We start from the raw sequence: 16,906 nt of genomic DNA on the forward strand, positions 1-16,906 counted from the left end.
GTGCCCAGCCGGGGGGCGGCTGTGCACTGCCCGGCGTCGCCCAAGGGCGACTTGATTCCGGGCGGGCGCTCTACTTTTGTCGCCGGGGGTGGAGGGCTTTCACCGCGTCCGATTGACCCGATACCCTTCGACCGCATGGCGGGCCGGTAGACGGTCGCCTTCTCCGAACAACTTGTGGCGCAAGGTGCCGGGGCTGTATTCGGTCTTGTAGCGCCCGCGCGTCTGCAACTCCGGCACCACCAGATCGGCGAAATCCTCGTAACTGCCGGGGGTGATCAGCCGCGACAGGTTGAAGCCGTCGATCCCGCCTTCCTCAAGCCAGCTTTCCAACTCATCCGCGACCTCTGCCGGATCGCCGACCACCAAAGGATAACGCCCGCCAAGTGCCAACTGCTGGAGCAGATCGCGCTTGGTCCAGCCGCGACTTTCGGCCAGCTTGTTCGCCGATTGGATCGCATTGCCGCCACCCCAGGGGATCGGATCGTCCAGCCCGTAGCGGGCAAAGTCGATGCCGGTCGAGGCCGAATAATGCGCCAGCCCGGCCTCGGGGTTGGAATGCGCCTGAATGCCCGCAAGCTTCTCACGCGCGGCACGGGCGTTGCGGTCGGTCACGATGTTGATACCGACCAGTATCTTCACGTCATCCGGCCGCCGTCCCGCCGCGACCACCGCCTCGCGCAAGGTTCGGGCGGTGCGCGCCGCCGTTGCCTTGTCGGGGGCCGAGATGAACACGCATTCCGCATGCTGCGCCGCAAAGCGCTGACCCCGGCCCGATGCGCCCGCCTGATAAAGAACCGGCGTGCGCTGTGGCGAAGGCTCGGACAGGTGATAGCCATCGACGCGGTAGAACGGGCCTTCATGCAGAACCGGGCGCACCTTGGCCGGGTCGGCATAGCGGCGACCGGCGCGGTCGGCGATCACCGCATCGTCGTCCCAGGAATCCTCCCACAGCTTGTAGAGGGCTTCCAGATAGTCATCCGCCTGATCGTATCGCTGATCATGGCTTGCCAGCCCCGCACCACCGACGGCGCGGACGGCACTGTCCAGATAGCCGGTGACGATGTTCCAGCCGATCCGCCCGCCGGTCAGGTGATCCAGCGTCGAGATGCGACGGGCGAAGGTATAGGGATGTTCCTGATTAACGTTGACGGTCACGCCAAAGCCAAGATGCGTCGTCACCGACGCCATGGCGGTGACCAGCAACAACGGATCATTCACCGGCAACTGGATGCTTTCCCGCAAGGTCAGATCGACATTGCCGCCATAGACCCCATAGGTCCCCAGAATATCCGCCAGAAAGATCCCGTCGAACAGCCCCCGTTCCAGCGTGCGGGCCAGATCGGTCCAGTGATCCAGCTGCGTGTAATCGGTCGAACGGTCCTCAGGATGCGTCCACAGGCCGTGGTTGATATGGCCGATGCAGTTCATGTTGAACGCATTGACGATGATGTGCTTGCGATCTTGCGCCATGATCAGATCGCACCGTGACGCGGCGGGTGGATGCCGTTCAGACTGTGGTTGCCGATGGCGTGATATTTCCAGCGCACCGGATCGTGCAGCGGATGCGTGCGGACATTGCGCCAGTGCCGGTCCAGATTGTCATCGGTAAAGGTGGCCGAGGTTCCGGTCAGCTCGAACAGCTTGTTCGCCGCCAGAAGCCCCGCCGTCGTGGTCAGCGCCCGCGCCGCCGCAACGGCAAGCGAGGCTGCGGCCACGCTGTCCTCGGTCGGATCGGCCTTCGCGGCATCGACAAAGCGGCCCGCGCGGTTGAGCAGCGCCTCGGCAGCACTAAGGCGCAGCGAGACATCGCCGATCCCGGTCAGGGTCAGCGGATCCTCGGATGCATGCGCGATCTTCGCGTCCAGCCATGGCCGGGCGCGGTCGCGGATGAAGGGCAGCGTTTCGGCGAACGCCGCCTTGCCGATGCCAAGATCAATCGCCGCATGCAGGATCTGGGCAAGCGGGCCGATGGGGGTCGGACGGTCGAAGCTGTCCTGAAACGGGATCACCCATTCGGGTCGCACCTGAACCCGCCGCAATGCGACCGAGCCGGACCCGGTGACGCGCTGTCCGAAGCCGTCCCAGTCGTCGGTGATGGTCACGCCCTCGGCCTCGCGCGGGATGAAGACCAGTTGTTGCCGATCATCCTCGTCGGTCACCAGCGTCGGTATCCAATGGGCATAGATCGCGCCGGTGCAGTAGAACTTGTTCCCCTCGACCAGCAGCTTGTCGCCGTCGTGGAACAGCCGGGTACGGCGTTTGAAATCGCGCGCGCCGATTTCGGCCAGCGCATTGCCGAAGCGATGCCCGGCAAGGGCAAGACCGTCGAAATAGCGCCGCTGTTCGGGTGACCCGCCCGAGCGCAGCACCTCGAGCGCGTAAAAATGGTTCTGCGGGATCTGGCCCAGCGAGCCATCGGCGGCGGCGATGATCGCGATGACCTGCGCCAGTGTCGCCGACCTGACCCCGGCACCGCCATGCTCTCTCGGGACGGTGATGCCCCAGAGGCCGGAGGCGGTGAAACGCTCGATCTCGTCCCAGGGCAGGCGACGGTCGCGGTCGCGCTCGGACGCGCCCTTTGCAAATTCGGCGGCAAGGTGGGTGGCTGCGGCGATGGCCTCGGCATCGTCGGCGATGACATGAACAGGGGCGGGCTTGGGCGCGGCTTTTGGTGCGGTCATCGGCTTAATTCCATTGATGGCGCGCAGGCAGCGCACCGTTTAGGTGCCAGTTGCCCAGCAGGTGATATTTCCAGCGCACCGGATCGTGCAGCGTATGAACCCGCGCGTTCCGCCACAGCCGCCCCAGATTCAGCGCCGCCCGTGTCGATGACGACCCCGCCAGTTCATAGAATTTCTCGGTCGCGGTCAGGGCGATTTCCGTGGTCAGGATCTTCGCTTCGGCCACCGCGACCGAGGCGCGGGCGCTGGCCTCGGCAGTGACCGGGGCTGCGGAGAGTTCGTCCAAAAGACGGGCGGCGTTGCGCAAGACCTCTTGCGCGGCCCAAAGGTCGATCTGAAGCCTGCCGATATCGGCGATGATATAGGGGTCATCCTGCGCCCGGCTGGCACCGGAATCGACCCATGGCCGCGATTTATCGCGCACGAAGGCGGTCGCCTCGCGCAGCGCGCCCACGGCGATGCCGCTGTCGATCGCGGCCTGTATGATCTGCGACAGGGGGCCGGTCAGGCCGGGAATCTCAGCGCGCTGCCAGACCGGGATGATCTGTTCGTCACTCTCGATCAGCACATTGTCAAAGATCACGCTGCCCGAGGCGGTGGTGCGCTGCCCGAAAGAGTTCCAGTCGTCGGGAATGGTGACGCCCGGCGCATCGGCGGGCACCCAGACCTGAACCGGGCGGCCCTCGGCATCATTGGCGCGGGTCGGAATCCAGTCGGCAAAGATTGCGCCTGTCGAATAGAAGCGGTGACCGCTGAGGCGCAGCCCGTCGGCGGCGCGATGCAGGCCGGTGGTGTTATGGGTCAGCACCTCGCGGCTGCGTTCCGGCCCGGCATTGCCGATACGTTTGCCCTTCAGGACATCGCCGTAGAAGCGGCGTTTCTGCGCCTCGGTCCCCGCCTCGTTCAGCAGTTGCAGGACGCCGAAATGGTTCTGCGGGATCTGCCCGACCGAGGAATCGGCGGCGCAGAGGATTTCAAACACCTCTACCAGCGTAAGGATCGGCAATTCCGGTCCGCCATAGGCTTTCGGCACGGTGATCGCGCCCAGCCCGGTCGCGGTGAAATCCGCGATTTCCTGATGCGGCAGGATACGTTCGGCATCGCGTCTCGCGGCCTTCGGGGCCCAGTCCTCGGCCAGCCGCAAAGCCGCAGCAATCGCCTGATCATGCGTGGAAATCTGGGCGGGGAATACGCCGTCCGATGGGGCGATTTTGTGGGCGAGATGTGTCATGGCACCGTCGCTGCCTTTTTATCTACCATATATGTCGTGATTTATACGGGTGACGCGCGGCGGGCTCTATTCCAAATTCGGGGCGGATCGTGGAAGCATTTGCCTGTCGGCGCGACATGCAGAGGAAAATCTGCCGTCATCTCGTTTCAAGCTGCATCCGCATCATGGGCGGCGCCTTTGGCTTCCTGCCGCAGCCAGTTCTGCAGAGCCATGATCTCGGGCCGTCTTACGCTGTCGGCGGGGGTGACGAAGTAATAGGCGCGTCCGATGGGCCAGGGATCGCCAAACGGGCTGACCAGGCGACCGCTGGCCAAATCCGCTTCGGCCAGACGCAATTTGCCAAGCGCGATGCCTTTGCCCGCAGCCGCCGCCTCTAGCAACATCGAGGATTGCTGCAGCCGGATGCCGGCGCGCGCATTCTCGCCCGCGACGATCTCGTGCTTCAGCAGCCATTTCTCCCAATCCGGGCTGGAGCCGTCATGTTCCGGCCCGCCTTCGTGCAACAGGACGACATCTCCGGCCAGTGCGGCGGGACCGCGCCGGGCAAGGTCGTGTCGCGCGGCCAGATCGGGGCTGCAGACCGGCAGCAGCGCTTCCGACATCAGATGGCTGACCGCAAGGCCGGGATACTGGCCGTTGCCATATCGGATCGCGCAATCCACCTTGCCGTCACTGAAACTGGCCAGCCCCACCGACGCCTCGATCAGCAGTTCCAGCCCCGGCACGGCGGCATGCAGCGTATCAAGGCGCGGCATCAGCCACTTCATCGCAAAGGATGGCGGGACCGAAATCCGCAGTGCCATGCTGTCCTGTCCCAGCTTCGCCAGCGCGCCGATCATCAGGCTGAATGCCTTGTCCAGATCGGGCAGCAGATCCTGTGCCATCGGTGTCAGGTCCAGCCTACCCCGATTGCGGTGAAACAGCGGGCCGCCAAGCTGCTCTTCCAGTAGGCGAACCTGCTGCCCGATCGCTGCGGTCGAGACCCGCAGCTCCGCCGCCGCCGCCCGGAAACTGCGGTGACGGGCGCTGACGACAAAGGCGCGCAGGGCGTTCAACGGCAGCCGGTCCATGGCCACATATCGCGCGCTGGCGGCTCTTTCTGTCGGCATGGTGGCAGCTCCCTTTGCTAGGGCACACCGTCGCAAGGGCGGATCGGCTGCGAACCTACGCGGCGGGGCGCATCCTGCCGATTCCAAAGAACCAGCCGACTGGGGAAGAGGATTCCCGTTCCGCGGGTGCAATCAGGAATTATCTTTTCCCGCACCGCCGCCATGCTGCCTGTTCGCCGAAGAATCCTCCGCAGCAGGGCCAAAACCAGCCCGGCGGAAAGAAATTCTTTCGGCGGCCCGATGGAAATCTATCTCAAGCGAAGGAATTCTGCGCCGCGCCCCGAGAAGAGCAGGATCAACCCCCGAAACCGTCCGTTTTAAGTACGGCGCGTCTATCGACATTAAAGTGTTTATGCCTAGCCTTTGGTGTTCAGAACTCATCTGGACAGGTTGGACATGACAAAGACCTTACTCCGCCATCTGCTGGCCCCGGTGCTGGCGACCTCATTCGGCCTTGCCGGTGCCGTGCCCCTTGCCTATGCCGCCGACCCCCTGCCTGATGAGGTACCCGAGGGAACGGTGCTGCGGATCGGCGATCCGTTGATTCAGAAAGCGCTGGAGCTTTCGGGGCTGATCGACGAGCTGAGCTTTACCGTCGAATGGGCCAATATCAGCGGCGGTCCGCAATCAAGCGAGGCTTTCCGCGCCAATGCGCTGGATATTTCAAGCGTCGCCGAGATCCCCTCGATCCACGCGACATGGACCAACCTGCCGGTCCGCAACATCGCCTATCGCGAACGCGAAGACCCGCTGGCCCATCCCATCTACCGCTTTGGCATCACCCCGGAACTGGGGTCCGAGATCGACAGTCTGGAGGATTTCAAGGGCCGCCGTATCGCCTATAGCCCCGGTCAGGCGCAGGGCGCGCTGGTCCTCAGGGTGCTGGAAGCGGCGGGGCTGGAACAGGATGATGTGACGCTGGTCGAACTGCCCAGCACCGGCGACGTCTATCCGGTCGCGCTGGCCTCGGGTCAGGTGGATATCGCGCCGCTTGGGTCGGTCTATATCCCGCGCTACATCGCGCAATATGGCGATGATGGCGCGCGGCTTGTCGATCACGGGCTGCGAGACGATCCGAACCATCTCTGGGCACCGCAGGCGGTGCTGGACGATCCGGCCAAGGCTGCGGCTGCGGCGGAATATGTCCGGCTCTGGGCGCGTGCGACCGAGTGGATCAACGACCACCCCGAAGAATTCATTCAGGGCTATTACGTCAAGGACCAGAATCTCAGCTACGAGGACGGCAAGGCCGCGGTCGAACAGACTGGGCGCTACGTGATCCCGTCGAACTGGGACGAGGTGGTCGCGCGTCACACCCATACCATCGCGCTTTTGGCCGAGGCGACCGGCAACGAGCCGTTCAGCGCCGAACAAATCTTTGACCGCCGCTTCGAGAAGGTGGCTGCCGAGGCTTTGACCGAAGGCTCCAGCGCCGTGAAGCAAGAGGAACTGAGCCAATGACCCTGATCGCGACAGACGGCTTCAAGCCGCAACAGGCGGCTGCGGCCAACCTTCAGAATCGTCGCCGCAGCGGGGCAAGGGTCCGTCTTGGGCCGGGCCCGGCGATCCCCTTCGGATTGCAGATCGGCAGTCTTGCGCTGCTTGTGCTGTGGACGCTGGGCTCGGCATTGGGGCTGATCGATCCGCGGATTTTGTCGGCGCCGTGGACGGTGCTGGATGCGTTTCGGCAACTGATCGCGGATGGACGGCTGCAGGATCACTTTGGGGTTTCGGCCTATCGGGCGGTGACCGGGCTGGTCATCGGCGTCGCCATCGGCACGGTTCTGGCGATCATCGCCGGGCTGTCGCGGATCGGCGAGGCGCTGATCGACGGCCCGATCCAGATCAAGCGCGCGGTGCCGACGCTGGCGCTCATCCCGCTGCTGATGCTGTGGTTCGGCATCGGCGAAGAGATGAAGATCATCACCATCGTCCTCGCCGTGATCGTGCCGATCTACATCCATACCCACAACGCGCTGCGCGGCATCGACAATCGCTATGTCGAACTGTCCGAGACGCTGAACCTGTCCCGCTGGGCCTTCATCCGCGAGGTGGTGCTGCCGGGCGCGATGCCGGGCTTCCTTCTGGGGCTGCGCTTTGCCGTCACGCTTTGCTGGGTCTCGCTGGTCGTGGTCGAACAGATCAATGCCACCAGCGGTCTGGGCTACATGATCAACCTTGCCCGCACCTATGGCCAGACGGAAATCATCATCGCCGGGATCGTGGTCTATGCGGTGCTTGGCCTTGCCTCGGACGCTGCCGTCCGCTTCATCGAACGGAGGACGCTCTCATGGCGCCGCACACTGTCGCAGTAAACCCGAACCCGGTCGTCCGCACGCAGGATCTGTATCGCGGCTTCAACGGGCGCACCATCCTGTCAGGGCTGGATCTGCATATCCAGCGGGGCGAGTTCGTCGCGCTTCTGGGACGCTCCGGCTCGGGGAAAAGCACCTTTCTGAAGGCGTTGGCTGAACTGGATCACGAGGTTGAAGGCTCGGGCACGCTGGATGTGCCCGAGAACCGCTCGGTCGTGTTTCAGGACGCCCGACTGCTGCCATGGCGCAATGTATTGCAGAACGTGACGCTGGGCCTTGCCGGGGCAAACGATGCCGGTCGCCGGATGTTGCGAGAGGTCGGGCTGGCCGGGCGTGAAAATTCATGGCCGGTCGAGCTTTCGGGCGGCGAGCAGCAGCGGGTGGCGCTGGCCCGTTCGCTGGTGCGCGATCCCGATCTGCTGCTGGCGGATGAGCCCTTCGGCGCGCTGGACGCGCTGACCCGGATCAAGATGCATGCGCTGCTGCGCCAGCTTTGCGCGCGTCACCAGCCTGCAGTGCTTCTGGTCACGCATGACGTGGACGAGGCGATCACGCTGGCCGACCGTATCCTTGTTCTGGAAGAGGGCAGCTTCATCGAGGATCTGCAGGTCGATCTGCCGGAACCGCGCGATCACGGCGATCCCCGTTTCGGCCAGTTACGCCGTCATCTGCTGAGCAGGCTGGGCGTTGCTGCGCACTGACAATCAAAGGAAATTCGACATGACCCAGAGACAGCTTCACCTGAACCTGTTCGTCTATCCGGGTGGCCATCACGAGGCGGGTTGGCGCTATCACGGTTCGGACCCCGACCGGGTGGTGGATATCAGCTACTATCAGGAGCTTGCCCGGAAGGCCGAGGCGGCAAAGTTCGACGCCCTGTTTTTCGCCGACGGTCCGGCGCTGGCCGACAATATCCGCTATGCCAGCCGCTTCCGGCTGGAGCCGCTGACGACGATCACCGCACTGGCGGCGGTCACGCAGCGGATCGGGCTGATCGCCACCGCCTCGACCACCTATTCCGAACCTTACAACCTTGCCCGGCTGTTCGCCTCGGTCGATCATATCTCGAACGGGCGGGTCGGCTGGAACATCGTCACCACCGGCGCGGCGCAGGCGGCGCAGAATTTCGGGCTGGACGCGCATCCGGACCATGGCGACCGCTATGGCAGGGCGCATGAGTTTCTGGAGGTGGTGACGAAGCTGTGGGATAGTTGGCAGGATGACGCGCTGGTCATCGACCCGCAGACCGGCATCTTCGCCGATGACGACAAGATCCATGAAATCAACCATGTCGGCGCGCATTTCCGGGTGCGCGGCCCGCTGAACCTGTCGCGCAGCCCTCAGGGACGGCCGGTCTATGTGCAGGCGGGTTCCTCGGAAGACGGCCGCCATTTCGCCGCCCTTCATGCCGAGGCGATCTTTACTGCCCATCAGAACCTGCGGAACGCGCAGGACTTCTATGCCGATATCAAGGCACGGCTGCGCGGTATCGGGCGCAATCCCGATCATCTGAAGGTGCTGCCCGGCATCAGCCCCTATATCGGCTCGACCACCGCCGAGGCGGAGGCGCTTCATGATGAATTCAACGACCTGACGCAGCCCGCCTATTCGCTGGGCGTGCTGCGCCGGATGACCGGGCTGGAGCTGTCGGGCCATGATCTTGACGGGCCATTCCCGCGCCATCTGATCGCCCCCGATCCCGACCGGGCCGAGGCAAGCCGCTTCAAGCTGGTCCTTGACATCGTGGACCGCGAAAAGCCGACGATCCGGCAATTGCTGCACCGGATCGCGGGCGCGCGCGGGCATTGGGTGACGGTCGGCACGCCGGAAAAGATCGCCGACGATATCCAGACCTGGTTTGAAAACGGCGCCGCCGACGGCTTCAACGTGATGCCGCCCTGGCTGCATGGCGGCTTTGACGCCTTCGTCGATCACGTCCTGCCGATCCTGCGCAAACGCGGGCTGTTCCGCCACGATTATCAGGGCCAGACCCTGCGGGACCATTTCGGTCTGCCCCGCCCGGACAGCCTTTACGCCACCGAAACCAAGCGGAGCGCCTGAAATGACGACACCCCGACGCCAGATCAAGCTGGGCGCGTTCCTGATGGCGACCGGCCACCATGTCGCCTCATGGCGCCATCCCGATGCGCAGGCCGATGGCGGCATCAATGTCGCCCATTACCGCAAGGTTGTGGAAACCGCCGAGAAGGCCAAGTTCGATCTGGTCTTCGTCGCCGACAGCCCCGCCGGCTGGCCCCGCGCCAAGGACCGCGAGGCGCAGCAACGCAGCAGTCAGGGCGCGCATTTCGAGCCGCTGACCCTGTGGTCGGCGCTGTCGCAGGTCACCAGCCATATCGGCTTCGTCGCCACCGCCTCGACCACCTACGAAGACCCGTATCTTCTGGCGCGGCGCTTTGCCTCGCTGGACCATTTGTCGGGCGGGCGCGCGGCGTGGAACGTGGTCACGACCGGCGCGGATGTGTCGCATAACTTCCAGATCGCGGGACATCCGGCCCATGCCGACCGCTATGCCCGGGCCGAGGAATTCGTGGATCTGGTTCTCGATCTGTGGGATTCGCACGAGGACGGGGCGTTTCCGCGTGACAAGGACAGCGGCATCTATGTCGATCTGGACCGGGTTCACCAGTTGAACCACAAGGGCACGCATTTCTCGGTCCGCGGGCCGCTGAACGTGCCGCGTCCGGTGCAGGGGCATCCGGTCGTGGTGCAGGCAGGCGCGTCCGAGCCGGGCCGCAGGCTTGCCGCCCGCACCGCCGAGATGATCTTCACCGCCAACCAGACGCTTGAGGATGCGCAGGCTTTCTATGCCGATGTGAAACGCCGCCTGCCAGCCTATGGCCGCAGCCCGGATCAATTGCTGATCGTGCCGGGCATCTTCCCGGTGCTGGGCGGCACCGAGGCCGAGGCGCAGCGCAATCACGAAGAGATCCAGAACCTGATCCACCCGGCCATCGCATGGGAGATCCTGACCCGGCATTATCAGGGCCGCGATCTGTCGGGCTATTCACTGGACGACCGCGCCCCACCCCTGCCCGAAAGCACCGAGTTGAACAAAAGCCGTCTGACGCTGGTCAGCGATCTGGTGTCGCGCGGCAATCTGACCTTGCGCCAGCTTTATCTGGCCGTTGCCGGAGCGCGCGGCCATCGCGAGGTGGTGGGAACGCCCGAACAGATCGCCGATGCGATGCAGCAATGGTTCGAGAACGGCGCGGCGGATGCCTTCAACATCATGCCGCCGGTGCTGCCGCGCGGGCTTGATGATTTCGTCGCAGAAGTAGTGCCGATTCTGCGCCGCCGTGGCCTGTTCCGCGAGGAATATGAAGGCCCGACCTTGCGGGAAAATCTGGGGCTGCAACGGCCCGAAAACCGCTTTGCGGCACGGCGCGGGATATCGGCAGCAGAATGAACGAGCAGAAGTCGGGCGCGACAACGCGCTTTCCATGGCTGGTGCCGCTGGTCCTGTCGGTGGCACTGTTCATGGAGAACATGGATTCGACCGTGATCGCGACATCGCTGCCCGCGATTGCCGAGGATATAGGCTCGACCCCGGTGGCGCTGAAACTGGCTTTCACCGCCTATTTTCTGGCGCTGGCGATCTTTATCCCGGTCAGTTCATGGCTGGGCGACCGTTTCGGCCCGACCCGCGTGTTCCGGGTGGCGATCCTGATCTTCATGCTGGGATCGCTTGGCTGCGCCTTTGCGACCTCTCTGCAAGGTTTCGTGCTGGCCCGGTTTCTGGGTGGTATGGGCGGTGCGATGATGACGCCACTGGCGCGGTTGATGCTGTATCGGATCACCCCTCGCGCCGGGCTGATGCGGGCGACGGCGCTGATGACCATTCCCGCCGTCGCGGCACCCCTGATGGGACCATTGATCGGCGGCGCGCTGACGACCTTTCTAAGCTGGCACTGGATTTTCCTGATCAATCTGCCGGTCGGGCTGGCCGGGATCGCCGCCACCGGCAGACTGATCCGAGAGGTGCCAACCGTGCCCGTCCGCGATCTGGACTGGCGCGGCTTTCTGCTTTTGGCGGTGACTTTCTCGGGGCTGATGTCGGGCGCCTCGCTGATCAGTCTGCCGATCCTGCCGGTCTGGATGTCGCTGACGATCACGCTCACCGGGCTCGTGGGCGGCTGGGCCTATCTGCGCCACGCGCGAAGACACCCCGATCCGCTGCTGGACCCGGCGATCTTCGCCGATCCGGTTTTCCGTCATGCCACCACTGCCACGCTGGTCTTTTTGATCGGCGCCGGGGCGGTGCCGTTCCTGCTGCCGCTGATGCTGCAACTGGGCTTCGGCCTCAGCGCGTTCGAGGCGGGTATGATCACCTTTGCGGGCGGTATTGGCGCGATCACCGCGAAACTGATCTCGACCCATGTTTTCGCCAGCCACGGCTTTCGTAACCCGATGATCCTTGCCGCGGTTCTGTCGGCCACCGGCCTTGCGATCAAGGGACTGTTGACGCCCGAGACCCCGCATCTGCTGATCGTCTCGCTGCTGGTCGCGGGGGGCGTGCTGCGGTCGTTGTTCTTCACCGGGCAACATGTGCTGACCATCTCGGAAATCCCGGCGCAGGATGTGGGCGCGGCGCTGTCGCTGACCACGGTGCTGCGGCCCATTGCCACCGCGCTTGGCGTCGCGATGGCGGGCGGGATGCTGGAAATGGGCAGCCACCAGACCGGCGGCCTGACCCTTTCGGCCTTCCATATGGCGTTCTTCGCGCTGTCCCTTGTCGCGGCACTGGCGATCCTGCCGCTGATGCGGCTTGCGGCCAGTTCCGGCCACGAAATGTCCGGGCAGGTGGTGCCGATGCGCAGCAGCCCGTGACGCGACCACGCAAACTGAATACCTTTAGGAGAGACTGAATGACACTCGACTACCGCCCACTTGGCCGCACCGGCACCAAGGTTTCGTCCATCGCGCTTGGCACGATGACATGGGGCGAACAGAATACCGAAGCCGAAGGCCATGCCCAGTTGGATCAGGCCACCGATTTCGGCATCAACCTGATCGATACCGCCGAAAACTATTCGATCCCGCCACGGGCCGAGACGCAGGGCGCGACCGAAAGGATCATCGGCTCATGGTTGAAGGCGCGGGGCGGGCGGGACCGGATCGTGCTGGCCTCGAAAGTCTCGGGGCCAAGCGACCGCACCTATCTGCGTGCCGACGGCCAGCCGCCGCGTCTGGATGCGCGCAATATCAACGAGGCGATCGAGGGGTCGCTGAAGCGGTTGCAGACCGATTATCTGGACCTTTACCAGATCCACTGGCCCAACCGCGCGGTGCCATTGTTCGGCAATGGCAATCACGCCCCCTCGCGCGGGCATGACGGCTCGGACGTGCCTATTGAGGAGACGTTGCATGCGCTGGCCGAACTGGTCCGGGCGGGCAAGGTTCGCCATATCGGCCTGTCGAATGAAACCGCATGGGGTCTGTCGCGCTTTCTGCATCTGTCGGAAACGGCAGGATTGCCGCGCGTCGCCTCGGTCCAGAACGCCTATAACCTGTTGAACCGCACCTATGAGCAGGGTCTGGCAGAGTTTCAGCCCCGCGAAGATGTCGGTCTTCTGGCCTATTCGCCGCTGGCGCAGGGCTTTCTGACCGGCAAATACCGCAACGGCGCCCGGCCCGAAGGCGCAAGGCTGACGCTCTTCAACCGGGGCGACCGTTATACCAAGCCGGGCGTGGCCGAGGCCGTCGATGCCTATCTGCAAATCGCGGATGATTTCGGGCTGGACCCGGCGGCTCTGGCCATCGCCTATGTCACCAGCCGCCCCTTTGTGACGGCCAATATCATCGGCGCAACCAAGCCCGAACAGCTTCAGGCCGATCTTGCATCGGTCGAAGTCACCATCACCCCGGAAATCGAGGCGCGGATCGACGCGATCTTCCAGCTTCATGGCAGCCCCGCGCCGTGAGCCATCGTCCATCGTGAAAGGAGAACCCGCATGAATATCCCCATCGACACCCCGCAGGACGCCGCAGCCGCAGACGCGGTTTTCGCCCGCTACCGCGAGGCGGTTCCTGTGACCGGCTGGAACCCGGTCCTTGCGCGCCTGCTGGACCACCGCTCGGTCCGTGCTTACCTGCCCGACGCTCTGGCCCCTGATACGGTTGAGACGCTGATCGCCGCTGCCTCCTCAGCCCCGACCTCATCCAACATTCAGGCATGGAGCGTGGTGGCGGTGACTGATCCGCTGAAAAGGGAGGCGCTGTCCCGTATCGCCGGCAATCAGGCGCATATCCGGCAAGCGCCGCTGATCCTTGTCTGGATCGCCGATCTGTCGCGGGCCGAGGCGGTTGCCACGCAGGCCGGAACGCAGCTTGACGGGCTGGACTATACCGAAACCTTCCTGTTGGCCGCCATCGATGCCGCACTGGCGGCGCAGAACGCATTGATCGCGGCGGAATCGCTGGGCCTCGGCACGGTCTATATCGGCGCCTTGCGCAACGATCCCGAGGCGGTGGCGAGGCTTCTGAACCTTCCGCCCCGCGCGGTTGCAGTTTTTGGGTTGGTTGTCGGCCATCCCGATCCCGCCGTGCCGACGGCAGTGAAGCCGCGCCTGCCGCAACAGGCGGTGCTACACCGCGAAACCTATTCGCAAGAGGTTCAGCCCGAAGCCATCGCCCGCCACGACCTTGCCACCGCCGCCTTCCGTCAGGAACAGAACCTGCCCCAACAAAGCTGGAGCGATCTGCTGATGGGCAGGCTGAAGACGGTCGAGGCATTGAAAGGTCGCCACCTTTTGCGCGAGGTGTTCGAGCGGCTTGGCATCAGGCTTGGCTGATGGCCGCCCTTGCTCGGGCGAGATGAGCTTGAGCTTTGGAAAGTAGGTCTGGTAGCGGCCCTTCTCCCGCGTCAGCAGCCGATAGCTGCGAATGGCGGCATGGGCACCGATGTAGAAATCCGGCAGGGGCGATCTGCGTGTCCCGCTCCGCCGATGATGGGATTGCGCAGACTGTCCGCTGCAACCCCTTGCCCCGCTGCGAAAACACGCCGGACGCCATCGTCGCCATACTCATGATCCGCTCGTTGATAATGCCGAGAAGTAATATTGGGGAGCGGTCAACAGCAGCATTGAACAACACTTCGGAGATACTGGGTGACTTCACTAGCATCTGCCGGAACGATGATGGTTCCAAAGCGATTGGGGGTGCCGCCGTCACGTAGAACAGCGTGACCGCCATCGACTCTGGCCCGGAACTTCGGCATGCGGTGCGTTCACCAAACACGGGGCTATCGAGGTGCCGCAACCGAATGGGCTGATACAATGAGAGTTCTGCTGGTCGAAGACGAAGCGGAGTTCGCGAAATCGCTGCGTGGAGCGCTTGAGCGTGATCGATTTGTCGTCGATTGGGTCGATAGTCTTGAACTGGCCAGCGAAGCATCGCGGTCGGCTGTACACGAGCTGGTGTTGCTTGATCGCACCTTGCCCGATGGCGACGGCCTTGGCCTTGTTCCACAGCTTCGCGCCGACAATCCGGGCGTGCCGATCATCGTGCTAAGCGCCCGTGGTGAGCTGACTGACCGTGTCGCTGGTCTTGACAACGGGGCCGACGACTATCTGGTCAAGCCTTTCCACCTTGATGAGATGTTCGCCCGTATTCGCGCAGTGCAGCGCCGCCCGAACGAGGTTGCCGCGCAAGAGGTCGGGATTGGGGATCTGGTTTTCGACATGACCTTTGGCGAAGCGCGGGTTCGCGGAATATCTTTGGTTCTGCAACGGCGCGAAATCAGGGTGCTGACCGCGCTGATGCAACGGCGCGGGCGCGTCGTCCTGCGAGAATCGCTGGAAGAGGCTGTCTATGGTTTTGACGACGAAATTCAGTCGAACACGCTTGATTCCCACGTTTCCCGCCTGCGCCGAAAGTTCAGTGATGCGGATGCCGGCGTCGAGATTCATACCGTCAGAGGAGTGGGCTATTTGCTGAGGGCAAAGGATTGAAGCGCCATCAGACATCGTTGAAGTCGCGTCTGATCACCCGGCAGCTTTTCCTGCAGTTCCTGGCGCTCGCGGCGGCCGCCATCGGGTTCATCTTCTTCTTTGTCAGTTCCACTCTCGACGGCATGTATGTCGAAGCGACGGTGTCCGAGATCGCCGCCGATGCAATCACCCGCGATCCCGAAGGAGCGGTGGTCGTGGAAATGACGCCCGAACTGGTCCAGCTTCAGCAGGAATCGCCGGATCTCTGGTTTGCGGCGCGGCTTGTCGATGGCGATGAGGTCAGTTTCGGCCATGTGCCAACAGAATTCGCCTCGCTTGTCGCCAATCTCGACAAGCTGTCTGCGGCGGATATTCGCGGGCAATTTGAGCCGTTCACGCTTTCGGCCATCGTGCGACAAGAGTCGGGACCCGCAGGGGAGATGAAGATCATCGCCCATGGACGGCTCCGGCCATTCACGGCGCTGATTACGGTGGCGTCGAATATCGTCGCCCTTGCGATCTTTCTGACCTTGGCTCTTGTCTCTGTCGTGGCGACGCCGATCATCGTCAGGCGCGCGTTCGCCGGGGTGATGAAGACGACAGAGGAAGCACAGCGGATCAACGCCGAGCATCGCGGTATTCGTCTGTCAGAGGATAAAGTGCCGCGCGAGATTGGCCCGCTTGTTCGTGCGGTCAATGACGCGCTCAGCCGCCTTGATGAAGGCTATGATCGCCAACAACGCTTCATTGCGTCAGCCGCGCATGAATTGCGGACGCCAATCGCCATCCTGAAAATGAAGATCGACGCCGCGCAGGACAGCGACATGCGCGCACTTTTGCCCGATGTGTCGCGGCTCGCCACCCTTGCCGAGCAACTGCTGGATCTGCACCGGCTGGACAACGGCGCGCCACGCGATCGGATCAAGCTGATGGACCTTGCGCGGGATGTGGCTGCCGATCTGGCACCGCTTTTGATTGCGTCGGGCAAGACAATTGAGGTGGTCGGCGACAAATCCGGGGTGATTTCTGGAAACCCCGGATCGATTGAACGCGCGCTCACCAATCTTGTCCAGAATGCGCTTGAGCATGGCGGCGACGAAATCATCGTCCGGGCGGACGGCATTTCTCTGGAGGTCGAGGACAACGGTTCCGGCATCCCTCGGGAAGAGCATCACCGTGTGCTGGAACCGTTCTATCGGTTGCGGCCGCGATCGTCCGGTGCGGGTCTGGGCCTGAGTCTGGTGAAGCAGATCGTCGATCATCATGGTGGCCGCATCACCGTCGCCAATGCAAGCGGTGGCGGAGTGATCGTGCGGATGGAGTTTGACGCCGCCAGATAACTGCGACCGCCAGTGTACGCGCAATGTTGTTCTGCACATCTGTCCGGATGAAGCAGGTTTGCCCGGCGGTGGTTGCCATTCTACCGCCGCCCACATTGCGGTGCGCCGAGAGACTTCATCACGTTGTTTTAGAGCTCGATCACCCCCCCTTGGAGAAGAAATCCTGTTCAGAGACGTGATTGCGAACGCACTCAACCACTACGGAGCCTTCGTGGGCAGTTTTCTGAATCAGGCAATGTTGCCGCAATCTTCGTCTGCTCTGAGCAGCTTCTGTTGGCTTC

Annotated in this window: 14 protein-coding genes; 10 read left to right on the forward strand and 4 right to left on the reverse strand. The window is 63.5% G+C overall.

What is annotated here, in order from left to right; translation table 11 throughout:
• Positions 1–99: 99 nt before the first annotated feature.
• From JJJ17_RS12535 to JJJ17_RS12550, 4 genes are all read right to left on the reverse strand, one after another.
• Positions 100–1,470, reverse strand: a complete 1,371-nt coding sequence (locus JJJ17_RS12535) for an LLM class flavin-dependent oxidoreductase (RefSeq protein WP_200686965.1) — start codon at positions 1,468–1,470, stop codon at positions 100–102.
• A gap of 2 nt (positions 1,471–1,472) precedes the next feature.
• Positions 1,473–2,681 carry an SfnB family sulfur acquisition oxidoreductase gene (locus tag JJJ17_RS12540; RefSeq protein WP_200686967.1) on the reverse strand — a complete coding sequence of 403 codons (1,209 nt, stop codon included), beginning with the start codon at positions 2,679–2,681 and terminating at the stop codon, positions 1,473–1,475.
• Positions 2,682–2,685: 4 nt separating this feature from the next.
• Complete coding sequence (locus tag JJJ17_RS12545) at positions 2,686–3,912, reverse strand: SfnB family sulfur acquisition oxidoreductase (protein ID WP_200686970.1); 1,227 nt, start codon at positions 3,910–3,912, stop codon at positions 2,686–2,688.
• Between the two features lie 146 nt (positions 3,913–4,058).
• Positions 4,059–5,021, reverse strand: coding sequence for a LysR substrate-binding domain-containing protein (locus JJJ17_RS12550; RefSeq protein WP_200686972.1), 963 nt, complete (start codon positions 5,019–5,021; stop codon positions 4,059–4,061).
• 396 nt (positions 5,022–5,417) lie between these two features.
• On the opposite strand from JJJ17_RS12550, the gene JJJ17_RS12555 reads away from it, so the two are divergent.
• The 10 genes from JJJ17_RS12555 (at position 5,418) to JJJ17_RS12600 (ending at position 16,625) form a co-directional block, all read left to right on the forward strand.
• A complete protein-coding gene (locus tag JJJ17_RS12555; RefSeq protein WP_200686974.1) occupies positions 5,418–6,482 on the forward strand; it encodes an ABC transporter substrate-binding protein in 1,065 nt (354 codons plus the stop codon).
• Positions 6,479–7,336 (forward strand): ABC transporter permease, encoded by an 858-nt coding sequence (locus JJJ17_RS12560; RefSeq protein WP_200686977.1) that lies wholly within the window; start codon positions 6,479–6,481, stop codon positions 7,334–7,336. The genes JJJ17_RS12555 and JJJ17_RS12560 overlap by 4 nt, the downstream gene beginning before the upstream one ends.
• Positions 7,312–8,037, forward strand: coding sequence for an ABC transporter ATP-binding protein (locus tag JJJ17_RS12565; RefSeq protein ID WP_200686979.1), 726 nt, complete (start codon positions 7,312–7,314; stop codon positions 8,035–8,037). Before JJJ17_RS12560 ends, JJJ17_RS12565 begins: the two co-directional genes overlap by 25 nt.
• 19 nt (positions 8,038–8,056) lie before the next feature.
• Positions 8,057–9,397: an LLM class flavin-dependent oxidoreductase gene (locus JJJ17_RS12570; protein ID WP_200686981.1), complete on the forward strand. Its 1,341-nt coding sequence runs from the start codon at positions 8,057–8,059 to the stop codon at positions 9,395–9,397.
• Position 9,398: 1 nt separating this feature from the next.
• Positions 9,399–10,763, forward strand: a complete 1,365-nt coding sequence (locus tag JJJ17_RS12575) for an LLM class flavin-dependent oxidoreductase (RefSeq protein ID WP_200686983.1) — start codon at positions 9,399–9,401, stop codon at positions 10,761–10,763.
• Positions 10,760–12,184, forward strand: a complete 1,425-nt coding sequence (locus JJJ17_RS12580) for an MFS transporter (RefSeq protein ID WP_200686985.1) — start codon at positions 10,760–10,762, stop codon at positions 12,182–12,184. The genes JJJ17_RS12575 and JJJ17_RS12580 overlap by 4 nt, the downstream gene beginning before the upstream one ends.
• Before the next feature lie 38 nt (positions 12,185–12,222).
• Positions 12,223–13,278 carry an aldo/keto reductase gene (locus tag JJJ17_RS12585; RefSeq protein ID WP_200686987.1) on the forward strand — a complete coding sequence of 352 codons (1,056 nt, stop codon included), beginning with the start codon at positions 12,223–12,225 and terminating at the stop codon, positions 13,276–13,278.
• 30 nt (positions 13,279–13,308) lie between these two features.
• Positions 13,309–14,148: a nitroreductase family protein gene (locus JJJ17_RS12590; RefSeq protein WP_200686989.1), complete on the forward strand. Its 840-nt coding sequence runs from the start codon at positions 13,309–13,311 to the stop codon at positions 14,146–14,148.
• Between the two features lie 483 nt (positions 14,149–14,631).
• The gene (locus tag JJJ17_RS12595) at positions 14,632–15,306 is read left to right on the forward strand and encodes a response regulator transcription factor (RefSeq protein WP_200686991.1); all 675 of its coding nucleotides are present in this window, start codon (positions 14,632–14,634) and stop codon (positions 15,304–15,306) included.
• Positions 15,303–16,625 carry a sensor histidine kinase gene (locus JJJ17_RS12600; RefSeq protein WP_200686994.1) on the forward strand — a complete coding sequence of 441 codons (1,323 nt, stop codon included), beginning with the start codon at positions 15,303–15,305 and terminating at the stop codon, positions 16,623–16,625. The genes JJJ17_RS12595 and JJJ17_RS12600 overlap by 4 nt, the downstream gene beginning before the upstream one ends.
• Positions 16,626–16,906 lie beyond the last annotated feature (281 nt).

It is taken from the genome of Paracoccus caeni (assembly GCF_016629665.1).
GTDB classification, from domain to species: Bacteria; Pseudomonadota; Alphaproteobacteria; order Rhodobacterales; family Rhodobacteraceae; genus Paracoccus; species Paracoccus caeni.

Excerpts from the sequence above, each read along its gene's own strand:
- JJJ17_RS12545 (WP_200686970.1), bottom strand. The coding sequence starts at position 3,912 with ATGACACATCTCGCCCACAAAATCGCCCCATCGGACGGCGTATTCCCC.
- JJJ17_RS12560 (WP_200686977.1), top strand. The coding sequence starts at position 6,479 with ATGACCCTGATCGCGACAGACGGCTTCAAGCCGCAACAGGCGGCTGCG.
- JJJ17_RS12535 (WP_200686965.1), bottom strand. The coding sequence starts at position 1,470 with ATGGCGCAAGATCGCAAGCACATCATCGTCAATGCGTTCAACATGAAC.
- JJJ17_RS12540 (WP_200686967.1), bottom strand. The coding sequence starts at position 2,681 with ATGACCGCACCAAAAGCCGCGCCCAAGCCCGCCCCTGTTCATGTCATC.
- JJJ17_RS12580 (WP_200686985.1), top strand. The coding sequence starts at position 10,760 with ATGAACGAGCAGAAGTCGGGCGCGACAACGCGCTTTCCATGGCTGGTG.
- JJJ17_RS12555 (WP_200686974.1), top strand. The coding sequence starts at position 5,418 with ATGACAAAGACCTTACTCCGCCATCTGCTGGCCCCGGTGCTGGCGACC.
- JJJ17_RS12585 (WP_200686987.1), top strand. The coding sequence starts at position 12,223 with ATGACACTCGACTACCGCCCACTTGGCCGCACCGGCACCAAGGTTTCG.
- JJJ17_RS12575 (WP_200686983.1), top strand. The coding sequence starts at position 9,399 with ATGACGACACCCCGACGCCAGATCAAGCTGGGCGCGTTCCTGATGGCG.
- JJJ17_RS12595 (WP_200686991.1), top strand. The coding sequence starts at position 14,632 with ATGAGAGTTCTGCTGGTCGAAGACGAAGCGGAGTTCGCGAAATCGCTG.
- JJJ17_RS12590 (WP_200686989.1), top strand. The coding sequence starts at position 13,309 with ATGAATATCCCCATCGACACCCCGCAGGACGCCGCAGCCGCAGACGCG.
- JJJ17_RS12565 (WP_200686979.1), top strand. The coding sequence starts at position 7,312 with ATGGCGCCGCACACTGTCGCAGTAAACCCGAACCCGGTCGTCCGCACG.
- JJJ17_RS12570 (WP_200686981.1), top strand. The coding sequence starts at position 8,057 with ATGACCCAGAGACAGCTTCACCTGAACCTGTTCGTCTATCCGGGTGGC.
- JJJ17_RS12550 (WP_200686972.1), bottom strand. The coding sequence starts at position 5,021 with ATGCCGACAGAAAGAGCCGCCAGCGCGCGATATGTGGCCATGGACCGG.